The sequence below is a fragment of the Lachnoclostridium phytofermentans ISDg genome, from assembly GCF_000018685.1.
GTDB classification, from domain to species: Bacteria; Bacillota; Clostridia; order Lachnospirales; family Lachnospiraceae; genus Lachnoclostridium; species Lachnoclostridium phytofermentans.
On the sequence record NC_010001.1, the window covers coordinates 549,800 to 564,442 of the forward strand.

The following is a 14,643-nucleotide window of genomic DNA, read 5'->3' on the forward strand; positions in this document are numbered from 1 at the left end:
GATTCTCCTATCCGAAAGAGAGTGTCCGAAGGGGCACTCTCTTTCGTTAATAATAGATAATTTGTATAAAAGAACATAAATTTATTAAAAATTTTTATTGCCAAAATTAAATTTTAAGTATATGATAAAAACGCTATGATTCAACATAGCGTTCATACAGACGCATTGTCTTAATTCATGACAAGGAAAAGTTCGTTAGGCGTGCGCTTTCTTGTTTGTATAACGAATTTGGCATTGTATCATAATAATGAGAGAATATCATTTTTACTATCTATGGTTGAAAATATTTTCAACTAAGAAGTTTGTTCCATTAGATATGGTCAAACTTTAAGAATGGAGGATTTATGAAAAGAAGAAAGCAGTTATTCTTTTTAGGTCTTCTTCTGAGTTGTATGATTGCACTCTGCGCATGCAGTGGCAGTACAGAAAACAAGGGAAATGATCAAAAAGAAGCAGAAAACGGCGAGGCTTCAAAAAATGGTGGCTCTGTTATTGTAGGTATAACAAACGATTTGGATAGTCTTGACCCACACAAAGCAGTTGCGGCAGGAACTAAGGAAGTTTTGTTTAATATTTTCGAAGGCTTAGTAAAGCCTGATAAAGATGGAAATTTAGTTCCTGCTGTAGCAAGCGACTATAAGATCTCGGAGGATGGAATGACCTATACGTTTTATTTACGTGAAGGGGTAAAATTCCACAATGGTGCGCTTGTAACGGTAGATGATGTAATATATTCATTAAAACGTGCTACCGGCCTGCTTGAAACTTCCGATCCAGAAGTGAGAGTTGAGTCGGTATTTTCTTGTGTAGAATCGATAAATGCGATTACTACTGAGGATGGAAAACAGGCCGTAGAAGTCAAATTAAATCAACCTAATATTGAACTTCTATCTTATTTTACCATTAGTATAATACCTAAAGACTATACCGAGCAGGCGACTAAGCCGGTTGGTACAGGTCCATTCCGTTTTGTATCCTATTCGCCGCTGGTTAGCATTGTGATGGAGAAGAATCCTGACTATTATGTTAAAGGGGTTCCTTATCTTGATGAAGTAACGTTTAAGATATCTGCAAATACAGATGCAGCATTTATGGAATTAAGAGCTGGTACTATCGATATTTTCCAGCAATTAACCTATGAACAATCAAATCAATTAAAGGATTTGTACAACATTGAGATTGGGCATATGAACCTGGTACAGGCTTTGTTTTTAAATCACAAAGCTGCTCCATTTGATAACTTAAAAGTTCGCCAAGCGCTCAGCTATGCAATTGACAGACAGATGATTCTTGATATTGTTGCAGGTGGAAATGGTACGATTATTGGAAGTAATATGTTTCCTGGATTCGGTAAATACTACGATGAATCCTTAGCAAGTTACTACACTTATGATGTAGAAAAAGCAAAACAACTTCTTAATGAGGCAGGTTATCCGGAAGGATTTCATTTTACAATCACTGTCCCATCTAATTATCAAGCACATGTTGATACAGCACAGGTGATTGTGGAACAGTTAAAGAAGGTTGGAATTACTGCGGAAATCAAGCTAGTAGAATGGGCAAGTTGGATTTCTGATGTTTACCAAGGAAGAAACTATGAATCAACGATTATAGGACTTGATTCCAATCTTTCTCCTAGTGATATTGTAAAGCGATATGAATCTACATCAAAAAACAACTTTTTAAATTATTCAAATTCACAATTTGACAGCCTTTATCCGAAGGCTTATGCATCGGTTAAGGAAGAAGAAAAAGTAGACCTTTATCATCAGTTGCAAAGAATATTAACAGAGGATGTAGCTTCTGTTTATCTTCAAGATCCAGCTAATTTAGTAGCAGTAAACAAAAAATTAGCAGGATATCAATTCTATCCTGTTTATGTACAGGATATGTCAACAGTTTATTATAAGTAAAAGAATTACAGATTTTTTACAAGTATCTGCTAGTAAATAAAAGTACTTTTATAATAGCTCGAGATTTACTTGGGAAGGAGATGGCGCTATGAAATTTTATATAAAAAAGTTGATAACTCTCATTATTACCTTAGTCTTCGTATCTTTTATCACGTTTTTCGCCTTCCAAGTAATTCCCGGAGATAGCGCGATAGCAAAGCTTGGGATGGATGCAACAGAAGAACAGTTACAGGAGCTGCGTGAATCGATGGGATTAAACGATCCTATGTTTGTTCGTTATGGAAGATTTTTAAAAAGTACAGTTACTGGCGATTTTGGAACTTCTACTCAATATAATGTAAGCGTAGCATCCTTAGTAGCGGATCGTCTGCCAGTAACAGCTTGGCTTGCTGTTCTATCTGTTCTTTTTATGGTAGTGATTTCGTTGCCATTGGGTCTAATATGTGCAAGAAAAGAAGATGGGTTTATAGACCGATTTATAACATTTTTAAGCCAAACCTTTATGGCGGTTCCACCTTTTTTCTTGGGAATTTTAATTTCTTTATTATTTGGTATCATTTTAAAATGGTTTGTACCTGGTAGGTTTGTACCAGTATCACAGAATTTTGGTGCTTTCATAAGTTATATGGTATTTCCGGCATTAGCGGTTAGTATTCCAAAGGTAGCGATGTTAACCAAATTTCTAAAAACCTCCTTACTTAGAGAATTATCTTATGATTATGTTCGAACTGCAAGGAGCAAGGGATTAAAAAAGAAGCAGATCATGACAAAGCATGTACTTAAAAATGCCTTAATTCCTGTCATTACATTTTTTGGAATGCTGACTGCGGATGCTTTAGCTGGTAGTATTGTAGTCGAGCAAGTATTTAATCTTCCAGGAATGGGACGAATGTTAGTGTCTGCAATTGCAAATCGTGATTTTTCTGTAGTAAGTGCAGCGGTATTATATATTGCTGGAATTGTCATAATAATTAATTTTATTGTAGATATGACATATCAAAAAGTTGACCCACGTGTCAGAATTTCATGACGATAAAAAGGAGCAAAGGAAATGAGAAAACAAAAGAATCGATTTAATTTTATAGTTGGGCTTTCCTTAGTTTCGTTTGCTTTGCTCCTTGTTATCGTAGGTATTTTTTATACACCTTATGATCCGAATGAAATGAATGTGCTGGCAAAAAATCAAGCACCAAGTCTTTTCCATCTTTTTGGTACCGATTATATGGGAAGAGATGTCCTTAGTAGGGTGATGGATGGAGCTTTCACCACTTTTTTTGTTGGTATTGCTACCGTTATCATAGGTGCTACCGTCGGAAGTATTCTAGGTGCGGTTACCGGATATTTCGGCGGAGTAGTAGATGAAATTTTGATGCGAATCAATGATGCGGTGGCTTCTTTTCCTAGCATCTTATTGGCATTAGTGTTTGTTAGTATCTTTGGTACAGGTAAATACAATGTCATATTAGCATTAGGAATACTATTCATTCCAAGTTTTGCCCGTGTTGTAAGAAGTGAATTTATCATACAAAAAGAAATGGACTACGTTAAGAGCGCTAGGCTACTTGGAGCAAGCCACATTCGGATTATATTTCTACATATCTTTCCGAATACGAAAGCAATCTTACGTTCTGCCATTACCATAGGTTTTAATAATGCCATACTAGCGGAAGCAGGAATGAGTTATTTAAGTTTAGGTGTCAGGCCTCCGGATGCTAGTCTTGGGCGTATGCTTTCTGAGTCTCAGACCTATTTGTTTGGAGCACCATGGATGGCATTGGCGCCAGGATTAATGATTGTAATCACTGTACTTGGATTTAGTTTATTAAATGAGGGAGTTTAGTTTGAAAGAACAAAGTTCTTTCAAACACGAAATTGTGCTGTCACTCAAATTCGCAGAATTGCAACAGAATGGAGATAAGTATGAATAGTAAAACAGATCTCTTATTAGTACAAGATCTTAGCATCAGTTTTGGTGAAAAGAAGAAAAAAGAAGTAGTCCATAACATTACTTTCTCCATAAACAAAGGGGAAATTCTAGGCGTTGTGGGAGAATCCGGTTCTGGTAAAAGTGTAACAGCTCACTCAGTCCTTCGCTTATTAGCGGAAGGTGGTAAAATATCAAACGGTTCTATCTGGTTTGATGGGGTAGATTTAACCAAACTACCAGAAGAAGAGATGGTGAAGATTCGAGGGGATGAGATATCAATGGTATTTCAAGAACCGATGACTTCGTTAAATCCGGTATTAACGGTTGGAGTGCAGATAGAGGAGATGCTACTTCTTCACACAAAGAAGTCAAGTGAGGAGCGAAAAGCTTCTGTCTATGAGATGATGGATGAAGTGGGTTTACAAAATCCAGAATCTCTTTATTCGAAATATCCTCATCAGTTGTCTGGTGGTATGAGACAGCGTATTATGATAGCCATGGCAATGATTTGTAAACCTAGATTATTAATTGCAGATGAACCTACGACTGCACTTGATGTTACAATACAAGCCAAGATATTAGAATTATTAAAGGAGCTAAATCGTAAGCACGGAACAACGATACTATTTATATCTCATGATTTAACGGTAGTTAGGAACCTATGTGATAGACTGCTTGTAATGTATGACGGACGGATCGTGGAATCTGGGATAAGCGGAGAACTATTTCAAAATCCGAAAGAGGAGTACACAAAAAAACTACTTGCCGCTGCAGAAATCGTACATGACTCTTCCTTGGCGATGGATTCAAAGGATTCGTCAGTAACGAATCGAATCTTAGAGGTGAAAGATCTCAAGGTTTATTATACGGAAAATGCTAAAAAGTTATTTCAAAAGAAGCAACGGAAAGAAGTTGTGAAGGGAATTTCACTGGAGGTAATGCAAGGAGAAAGCGTTGGAATTGTCGGGGAAAGTGGCTGTGGAAAATCTACCTTAGCAAAAGCTATAACGAACTTAGTCAATGATATGGAGGGACGGATTATTCTTCGGGAAGAAAAACCTCAGATGGTATTTCAAGATCCTTACGGCAGTTTAAATCCTTGCAAACGGATTGGCTGGCTATTGGAAGAACCTCTAAAATTACAAAAAGTATTATCAAAACAAGAAAGAGAACAACGTGTGGAGGAAATCCTACAAAAAGTAAATCTTCCGATCGAGTATAAAAACCGATATCCGAGAGACTTAAGTGGTGGACAACGCCAGCGCGTTGCAATCGCACGAGCAATGATCTTGCATCCGAAATTTGTAGTGCTAGATGAGCCAGTATCCGCTCTTGATGTAACCGTACAGGCTCAAGTCCTTACCTTGTTAAAAAATCTGAAACAGGAATTCCAACTCTCTTATTTATTTATCTCTCATGATATGGGAGTGATACATTCCATGTGTGATCGGGTATGTGTGATGTATCAGGGAGAAATTGTGGAAAGTGGAAAAACCGAAGAGGTCTTTCAAAATCCAACACATGAATATACCAAGAAATTACTTTCTTCTGTACCGAAATAGAACCGATAAAAGGCGCTCTTCATAACTTCTACACATTAAGTTGCTATAATTAAGGATAGGAGGACTTATATGTAATTAAGACATAGAAGTCTAAACTATACTTGATATTATTAGAAAGGATGAAATATATGAATTGTCATGATAATAATAATAATAGCAACAATGGTAAAAAGAATGAAAAAGGACATAAAAGGCATTTATCCCATATTTTTATGATGCTTATATGCTGTGGAGCACCAATAATACTACTTATGCTCATTCCGCTTCTAAAAAGAGTTGGAATAGGAGCTGGAGCAAACGGAATATTATCTTTACTTGCTTCACTGGCATGCCCTTTAATGATGATGGTAATGATACCAATGATGATGAAGGGTCTTAAAAATAAAGAGGATAATCATAATTCTATCAGCAGTGCTTCAACTGAACAGATGGAAATCGGGCAGATGAAAGAATAAGAGTGTACTAAATAGAGGCAATATAGTCAAATGATATTTACTGCATGCTCCTCAATGGTATAGGTTAAATGTAAATAACCTATACCATAGAAGGAGCATTTTCATGACTAAATAAGCCGGCACAATGTAGTAAAAAACATTACATAAGTACTTCAAAATAGACAATTAGATAAAAGATGCTATATTTAATTTTTTTTCATAATATTTTCACATTTTTATGCTAACTTAAGTAAAAGCGGAAGGATATCCCAATAATGAATAATAATGGGATGCCTATCTGTTTAATACTGACTAGAAGCGAGGAGCGTTAAATGTTTAATACGATACGAAAAAAACTTATTGCGGGGTTTTCTTTAATATTGATTATTATAATAGCTAGCACTGTATATAACATGTACATATACAATAATAGCAGGACACATATCATATCAATCAGAGAAAATGCTGTTACAAGCTATAAGTACGCAAGTGAAATGAAAAACAATGTTATTCAGGTAGGGCAGTTTTTAACTGATGTGAGTGCATCAAAAGATACGGCTCAATTAAAAGAAGCTGAAGAACAGTATAATAGCTATAAAAGTAATTCTGAGGAGCTTGCTAGTTTAAATCCTGAGTATACAGATCAGCTGAATGCATTAAATATTGAGGTTGATAAGTTTTATACTATCGGCAAAGAAATGGCAGATACTTATGTTAAAAGTGGTCATGAAGTTGGAAATATAATGATGGTTGATTTTGACAAAGCAGCCGACAAGATATATGCTGAAGTTGATGAAATTCAGAAGAAAAGTGAAGCTGCCATGGACGATAGCTTAATGACTATTCAAATGCATATGGATATGAACCAAAATATATCTACTGTTTTAGCGATAATAACTATAATTATAGCACTCTTAACAGCAATACTGCTTGCTGGAAGTATTACCAAGCCTATAAATAATCTACTTGAGATATTTAAGGATCTTGAGAGAGGTCAAGGTGATCTAACAAGCAGAATTAATATAAAATCAAAAGATGAACTTTCTAGGTTGGCACGTTCCTTTAATACATTTATGGACAGTCTAGAGAGCATGATGATAAATATAAAGAAGAATTCTGTTAGAGTATCACAAGGCTCTGAACTATTGAGTGAAGGTGGCATGCAGACTTCTTCTGGTGTTGTTACGATTAATACTCATATGGAAAAAATGGTGAAGGACACGCAAATAATAAACACTTCAATCAACCAGATTACGGATAGCATATATGAGATGACACAGGCTTCTCAGGATTCGGCTAATGATGCGCAGCGAATTAGTGTAGAGGTTGATAGGGTAAATATGCTTGCCCAAGAGAGTGGAAAGTTAGCACTGGATACAAAACTTGAAATGGAGAATACTGAGAAAATCTCGTCCTACACAATTGACATAGCTGAAAAGCTAGGAAATGAAGCTGAGGAAATAGGGAAAATAATAGGAACAATAAAATCAATCACTGACCAAACAAATATGCTAGCATTAAATGCGGCGATAGAAGCTGCGAGAGCAGGAGAGCACGGCAGAGGATTTAGTGTCGTAGCGGAGGAGATTCGAAATCTTGCAGAAAGCAATAGCCAATCAGCCAAAACAATTGAGGATATCGTTAAAAATATTCAGGATATGATTCAGAAGACAATGGCAGCAACTATGGATGTTGGTGGAGATATAAAAAGAAGTTCTACTATGGTTGAAAATGTATATACACAGCTTAATCATATTATTGATGGAGTAAAAAATATAAATAACAGAATTCAAAATATTGCAGCAATCACAGAAGAGCAGAGCGCTTCAACCGAGGAGCTTTCAGCAACGATGGAATCTATCAATGATAGTAATACTGCAATTACATCAGCTATGCAGGAAGTGGCAGCTAGTATATCTACTCAAACAGACACAATTACAGGCTTAAGTACAACGGCTTCAGATCTGAACGAGTCTGCAAAACAGTTAAATGAACTGGTAAGTAAATTTAAATTTAGGGAGAGCTAAATCTTATAAGAATTCAAATGCTTAAGGGAACTCGTGAGAGTTCCCTTAATTCCTATATTCTGTAGGAAGTCCTAGGTTTGTATATTTAGGATAAGTAATTGAAATACCTTGACAAACATAACTTTTAGAAGTAAAATGAAAACCATTTTCAAATTATAATTATTGCTATATTTGATTCTATTCATTATTAGCGTAAGATGTAATATGTGGATATAGATAAAAAATTATATTTGAAACAAACAGTAGGTGGTGAATTTATGAACACAGGTAAAAAATATAATACAAAGCAGAAAGAAAGTATTTTGGAATGTATTAAAAAAAATTCAGAAGAATACATAACAATCCAAAAGATTTATGATGATCTTATTAAAAAAGGTCAAAAGGTTGGCTTGACTACAATATACCGCAATTTAGATAAGCTGGAAGCTGATAAAGAAATTGTAGCAATTAATATTGAGGGTTATAACGGAACTTGTTATAAATATCTTTCTGATAAGAAGGATAACATTCTGTTTTATATTAAATGTGAGGAATGTGGGAACCTCATTCATATAAAATGTCCGGAACTTTCAAGTTTATATGTGCATCTTCAAGAAGAACATCACATTCAAATTAATCCGGTAAAAACGATGTTTTACGGAAGATGTGAATCATGTCTAATTGGCTATTGTGGAGATAAGAGCTAAATTAAGTATAGATTTTAAAACTTGTGTAGTTAAGAAATGTATATTCATCGGGATGATTTCATAGTAATGTTTTTATGTAATAATCCGCCATAAGTATATGAGCAAGAATAGGAGGATGATAATGAAGTACAATCAAAAGTGTATTAAATATGTTACAATCCTGCTTGCTTTCTGTATTTTATTTGTAATGTTGCATTTAACTATATTTAGCGCAAACCGCACATACCATTATTGTCCTGGTGTGGATTGTTCCGTTTGTCAAGAGTTACAAGTCGTTGATAATATCGTAAAACAATTCAGCGCTGCCATTACCACCGCTGCTCTTGGAATTTCTTTGGTAGTATTTTATAAGGTGTCAAATACTACTTCTTCTTGCCTGATTCTTGGGCGTACTCTCATAATGGATAAGGTTCGGATGGACAATTGAATCATGTTTTCATAACGATTGGTTTTAACACCATTCCTATGAATGAGACAGATATGGCTGCCTCATTTGTTTGTTTACCCCAAAATAAGAAAATATGATTTAGTTGGAGGTATTTTCAATGAAAAAATGGAATAAGGCTTGGTACTTACTGTTCTTTTTCATATTGTCAGTGGTATCTTTAACTGCATGCAATATGAAAAATAAGAAAGAAGCCAGTGGAACATTAAGTATCGTTTGTACGAGTTTTCCACAGTATGATTTTGTAAAACAAATTATCGGAGAAAATCCGGCTGGGATAGAAGTAACGTATCTATTAAAGAATGGCATAGATCTTCATAATTATCAGGCCTCTGCAGAGGACATGGTAAAGATCCGATCAAGTAACTTATTTCTTTATATAGGCGGTGAGTCAGAAAAATGGGCGAACGAAGTTGTAAAACAAGTAGAATCCACCGACTTTCATGCGCTTGCACTTATCAATGTAGTACAGGCAAAAGAAGAAGAAATCGTCGAAGGGATGGAAACCGAACATCTTGAAGGAGAAGACCATGAAGGCGAAGTTCAAGAGGGAGTAGAGCATAAGGAAGAATATGAGTATGATGAACATGTATGGCTTTCGTTAAAAAATGCTGAAGTAATCGTAAATGAAATCTGTGAAGAATTAAGTAACATAGATTCGAGTAATTCAGAGTACTACAAAAATAATGCAGCATCTTATATTCAAGAATTAAAGGAACTGGACGAACAATTTTATAATTTTACGAAAAAGACAGCAAGAGATACGATATTAGTGGCAGATAGATTTCCTTTCCGCTATTTTGTTGATGATTACAATCTTCGTTATTATGCTGCTTTTGTCGGTTGCTCGGCTGAAACGGAGGCTAGTTTTGAGACCATAGCATTTTTAGCAAAAAAGGTTGAAGAATTAGGTCTACCAGTTGTACTAATTATTGATGGCTCTGATGGTTCGATTGCAAAGACAGTGATTGAAAATTCAAAGCAGGAGAATGCTTCTGTAAGAACGCTAAATTCGATGCAGTCTGTTTCCATGGAGAATATAGCATCAGGAGCTTCTTATTTGAGCATTATGAAGGAGAATCTTCAAATTTTAAAGGAGGCTCTAGATTAATATGGCATTAATTTCGTGTAGTGATACAGTTCTAGCTTATGATGAGAAAGTTGTTGTATCAAATCTTAACTTTCATGTAAGGGAAGGAGAGTATCTTTGTATTGTAGGGGAAAATGGATCTGGGAAATCAACTCTGATTAAGACAATCCTAGGTCTTAAGACGGTATCCTCCGGAACAATAACCTATGGTGATGGAATAAGAGCAAATGAAATAGGATATCTTCCACAGCAAACAGAGATACAGAAGGACTTTCCGGCATTAGTAAAAGAGGTTGTGTTATCAGGGGGTCTTAATGGTTGTGGATTAAGACCATTTTACAATAAATATGAAAAAAGTAAGGCTCGTCGAAATATGGAGTTGTTAAATATTGAGAACTTGGAAAACAAATGTTACAGAGAGCTATCGGGAGGACAAAAGCAAAGAGTATTATTAGCCCGTGCATTATGTGCCAGCAAAAAGTTACTGCTCTTGGACGAACCTGTAACAGGGCTTGATCCCAATGCCACAAAGGATATGTATGATTTGATTGAGAAACTAAACAAAGAAAATCATGTTACAGTATTAATGGTATCTCATGATATTAGTGCTGCTGTAAAGTATGCAACTCATATTCTTCATATCGGAAATACTCCTTTATTTTATGGAAGTAAAGGGGAGTATTTAGAATCAGAGATCGGAAGGATTTATACTGGAAAGGCAGGGACATTATTATGATGGAAAAACTAGTGTACTATTTTGAATTCCCCTTTGTGAGATATGCGCTTTTGGTTGGGGTATTAATATCACTTTGTACTTCTTTACTGGGGGTTCCGCTGGTATTAAAGAGATATTCTATGATTGGAGATGGGCTGTCCCATGTAGCATTTGGAGCGACTGCAATTGCTGCAATATTTCATATCACAACGAATGTTTACATTACTTTGCCAATCACAGTGATTTGCGCAGTCTTATTAATACGAAACGGAGAAAACAAAAGAATTAAGGGTGATGCATCGATAGCTATGTTGTCGGTGGGAGCGCTTGCAATAGGATATCTTTTCTTGAATATATTCTCTACATCAACAAATTTGTCAGGAGATGTTTGCAGTACCTTGTTTGGTTCGACTTCTATTCTAACATTATCAAAGACAGATGTTGTTTTATCGATGGTACTGTCAGTCGTTGTTTTATTGGTATTTACTATATTTTATAATAAAATCTTTGTAATTACATTTGATGAAAGTTTTTCTAAGGCGACCGGAGTAAAAACTGGTGTTTACAACCTAATGTTAGCAATTATAACCGCCATCGTTATTGTTCTTGCGATGAATCTTGTTGGTGCATTGTTGATATCAGCATTAATTATTTTTCCGGCAACTTCTTCGATGAAGGTATTTAAAAGTTTTCGTACTGTTATCCTAAGTTCTGCAATCATTGCAGTATTATGTGCAACTCTTGGGATACTTACTTCGATTCTCTTAGGAACACCAGTAGGATCAACAATTGTAGCAGCCAATATTATAGTTTTTGTGTGTATAGAGATTATGACACGATCTTTTAAAATTATTAAAGGATAATGGTGTATATGTGCTTAAGCGCGCAGAAAGGAGCTTGGATGAAAAGATCGTTAATTATAACTTTGGTAGCTTTGATGTGCCTGACTTTTAGCGGATGCGGAAACGGCAACTCGAAAGTTTTTGATGTATTAGATGAGAATACTAGGGATAAAGGACCTCAGAATAATTCAGATAGTAAAGAGAAAGAAGAGAGCCAACAAGCTGAGGAAGGAGCACAAGTCCCTGAGGGGAATTATGGTAGTATGATTGATTTAGCGGAAGAGTATCTTAATAATGAGAGCTTCCCAGAAGAAAATTCTGATGTCACCTCTGATCTTGAATTTGATACTGACAAGAAAGACCTTAGCGTTGATGTAGACTTGACTCAGATGAGCAGTATTATGATATATTCGGAAGTATATAATATGATGACAAACCCAGAGGCTTATATCGGGAAAACAATTAAGATTCGTGGTCCATATTATACTTCTTATTGGGAAGATACGGGGAAGTATTATCATTTTGTAATTATTAGTGATGCAACTGCCTGCTGCTCCAGCGGTCTGGAGTTTATCTGGGAGGAGAATTCCCATAAGTATCCGGATGAATATCCGGAGGATGAAACAGAAATTGAGTTAGTGGGTAGGTTTGATTCGTACGAGGAATTAGGTCAGACTTATTATTTCTTAGCCACAGATTCATTAGATTATTGATAAGCGAGATGAATTCATTGGTGGCTTATTTAATCTTATGAGATAAAGAAAGATAAGTATTTTTGTTAAAGACTAATATGGTAGAAAAGTAAGGAATGATGATGTATTTAATCATCTTCCTTACTTTTTTAGATTATATTTCATAAAAGTATTGCTATAGTTTTGATGTAGAATGATTGTGAAGCTTGTCTCCGGGAGATGCATAAGATAGTTTGAGCTTCGATAGTACATTCTTTCAGAGTGCATTTTCTGTAATATCTTTGCTACTGAGTTAGTACAATCATACCAATCGGTAAAGTAATTTTAAAAAAGGTTTGAATCTAAGTAAAGTCTGGTGTATGATGGAAATACACTTTGTTACGGAGATATAGTGAAGGAACGCATTGTTTTGTAAGCAAGACAAATGTAGCACAGAAATGAGGAGAGATATGATAGGAAAGTACATCAAGAGATATAAGTGGAGTTATCTCCTAGGAATTATAACCTTATTTGCAGTAGACCTGTTGGGGCTGCTAATACCAGAGTATACTGGTAAAATCACCGATGGCCTAAAGGACAAAACGATGGATTTTCAAGGTGTTTTATATATGATAGGTTTGATTCTGGCGGTCGGAGGCTTAATGGCCCTCGGGCGTTTTTTATGGCGTATTTTTATCTTTGGTGGAGCCAGAAAAATAGAGTATGCTCTAAGAAATGATATGTTTGAACACCTTACCACACTTTCTACTCGTTATTTTAACGAAAATAAGACTGGGGACTTTATGGCTCACTTTACCAGTGATCTTTCTGCCATTCGTATGGCGCTTGGTCCAGCAGTAGTTACAACATTTGATGCGATTATAATGACGATAATGGTAGTAGTTAAGATGGTGTTTTACGTTGACCTTCGTTTAACGTTGCTTGCCTGTATTCCAATGACCTTCATTATGATTGGTGGTATTTATTTTGGCAGTAAGGTGGAAAAAAGATTCACGAAGAAGCAAGAGGCTTTTTCAAATATGACAGATGAGGTACAGGAGAGTATTTCTGGAGTAAGAGTAGTAAAAGCATTTGTCCAAGAAGAAAAGGAAATTGTATCTTTTTCTAAGACAAATTTAAAAAATAAAAAAGCAAATCTCCAGGTTGTTAAACTTCAAGCAACCGTGTTACCACTACTTGATTTATTGATTGGTCTTTCGAGTGTTATTACACTTCTTTTTGGTGGTAAACTTGTTCTTGATGGTGTGATTACTGCTGGTAAATTTGTTGCATTTATTTCTTATATAGGAATGCTAGTATGGCCAATGATAGCAGCTGGGGAGAGTATTAACTTGCTTTCTCAGGGGTTTGCATCAATAAAACGAGTACGTACCATTTTTATGGAGCAACCTGAGATTGTAGATGGGCCTGAGTGTGATAATAAAGTTACGAAACTTCTTGGTGAGATAGCTTTAAATCATCTCACATTTTCCTATAAGGAAGGGAATACCCCTGTTCTACAAGATATCTCAGTAAAGATTCCAAAAGGTAATACGCTTGCAATACTTGGTCGTACTGGTAGCGGAAAGACTACAATAGCGAACCTATTACTTCGTTTATACGACGTAGAAGATGGAATGATAACTTTTGATAGAAATAGCATTCGTAAGATTCCGCTTCATGTTTTAAGAGAGCAGATTGCTTATGTACCACAAGATAATTTCTTATTTTCCGATACGATTCAAACCAATATTGCGTTTGGTGTACGAAAACTACGTGACATAGAAGAAGAGGAAGAGAAGATGAAGTTATTCCCTTCAAAAAAGGAACGAATGGAAGCGCACTTAGAAAGTGATTTCATGAAGACAGAGAGTAAGGCAGATGGCATCTATCAGGATTTAGATATGGTACAAGAGGCCGCTAAAACAGCATGTATTCATGATAATATCATGGACTTCCCAAAACAGTATTCAACAATGGTGGGTGAACGAGGAGTAACTGTATCCGGTGGGCAAAAACAACGAAGCTCCATCGCAAGGGCTTTAATGAAGGATGCGCCTATTTTAATCTTAGATGATGCACTTTCTGCGGTTGATACGAATACAGAAGAGCAAATTCTTCGTAATCTGAAAGAAAATCGTAAGGATAAGACAACCATTATTATCGCACATCGTATCTCAACCATTCAGAATGCAGATAACATTTTAGTGCTTGAGGAAGGAAGGGTTGCCGAATATGGCAATCACGAGAATCTGTTAGCAGAACAGGGTATCTATGCTAAACTCTATGAAAAACAGCAGTTAGAAAAACAATTAGAGAGAGAATAAGGGG

Annotated in this window: 13 protein-coding genes; all 13 read left to right on the top strand. The window is 35.7% G+C overall.

The window, feature by feature from the left end; translation table 11 throughout:
• Positions 1–344: 344 nt before the first annotated feature.
• The 13 genes from CPHY_RS02390 (at position 345) to CPHY_RS02450 (ending at position 14,639) form a co-directional block, all read left to right on the top strand.
• Positions 345–1,913 (top strand): ABC transporter substrate-binding protein, encoded by a 1,569-nt coding sequence (locus CPHY_RS02390; protein WP_012198462.1) that lies wholly within the window; start codon positions 345–347, stop codon positions 1,911–1,913.
• Positions 1,914–2,001: 88 nt separating this feature from the next.
• Positions 2,002–2,943: an ABC transporter permease gene (locus CPHY_RS02395; RefSeq protein WP_012198463.1), complete on the top strand. Its 942-nt coding sequence runs from the start codon at positions 2,002–2,004 to the stop codon at positions 2,941–2,943.
• A 21-nt stretch (positions 2,944–2,964) separates the two neighbouring features.
• Positions 2,965–3,753: an ABC transporter permease gene (locus tag CPHY_RS02400; protein WP_012198464.1), complete on the top strand. Its 789-nt coding sequence runs from the start codon at positions 2,965–2,967 to the stop codon at positions 3,751–3,753.
• Between the two features lie 80 nt (positions 3,754–3,833).
• Positions 3,834–5,402 carry an ABC transporter ATP-binding protein gene (locus tag CPHY_RS02405; protein ID WP_012198465.1) on the top strand — a complete coding sequence of 523 codons (1,569 nt, stop codon included), beginning with the start codon at positions 3,834–3,836 and terminating at the stop codon, positions 5,400–5,402.
• 128 nt (positions 5,403–5,530) lie between these two features.
• Positions 5,531–5,857, top strand: a complete 327-nt coding sequence (locus CPHY_RS02410) for a hypothetical protein (protein ID WP_041703104.1) — start codon at positions 5,531–5,533, stop codon at positions 5,855–5,857.
• Positions 5,858–6,168: 311 nt separating this feature from the next.
• Entirely contained in the window at positions 6,169–7,863 is a 1,695-nt protein-coding gene (locus CPHY_RS02415; RefSeq protein ID WP_012198467.1) for a methyl-accepting chemotaxis protein, read from the top strand.
• 257 nt (positions 7,864–8,120) lie between these two features.
• Positions 8,121–8,549 (top strand): Fur family transcriptional regulator, encoded by a 429-nt coding sequence (locus tag CPHY_RS02420; protein ID WP_157668640.1) that lies wholly within the window; start codon positions 8,121–8,123, stop codon positions 8,547–8,549.
• Positions 8,550–8,670: 121 nt separating this feature from the next.
• Entirely contained in the window at positions 8,671–8,976 is a 306-nt protein-coding gene (locus tag CPHY_RS02425; RefSeq protein WP_041703107.1) for a hypothetical protein, read from the top strand.
• A gap of 118 nt (positions 8,977–9,094) precedes the next feature.
• Positions 9,095–10,105 carry a metal ABC transporter substrate-binding protein gene (locus tag CPHY_RS02430; RefSeq protein ID WP_012198469.1) on the top strand — a complete coding sequence of 337 codons (1,011 nt, stop codon included), beginning with the start codon at positions 9,095–9,097 and terminating at the stop codon, positions 10,103–10,105.
• 1 nt (position 10,106) lies between these two features.
• Positions 10,107–10,820 carry a metal ABC transporter ATP-binding protein gene (locus CPHY_RS02435; RefSeq protein ID WP_012198470.1) on the top strand — a complete coding sequence of 238 codons (714 nt, stop codon included), beginning with the start codon at positions 10,107–10,109 and terminating at the stop codon, positions 10,818–10,820.
• On the top strand, positions 10,817–11,662 hold the full coding sequence (locus tag CPHY_RS02440) for a metal ABC transporter permease (protein ID WP_012198471.1): 846 nt from the start codon (positions 10,817–10,819) through the stop codon (positions 11,660–11,662). Before CPHY_RS02435 ends, CPHY_RS02440 begins: the two co-directional genes overlap by 4 nt.
• Before the next feature lie 38 nt (positions 11,663–11,700).
• Positions 11,701–12,354, top strand: a complete 654-nt coding sequence (locus CPHY_RS02445) for a hypothetical protein (protein ID WP_012198472.1) — start codon at positions 11,701–11,703, stop codon at positions 12,352–12,354.
• Positions 12,355–12,782: 428 nt separating this feature from the next.
• The gene (locus CPHY_RS02450; protein ID WP_012198473.1) at positions 12,783–14,639 is read left to right on the top strand and encodes an ABC transporter ATP-binding protein; all 1,857 of its coding nucleotides are present in this window, start codon (positions 12,783–12,785) and stop codon (positions 14,637–14,639) included.
• The last annotated feature ends 4 nt before the right edge of the window (positions 14,640–14,643 follow it).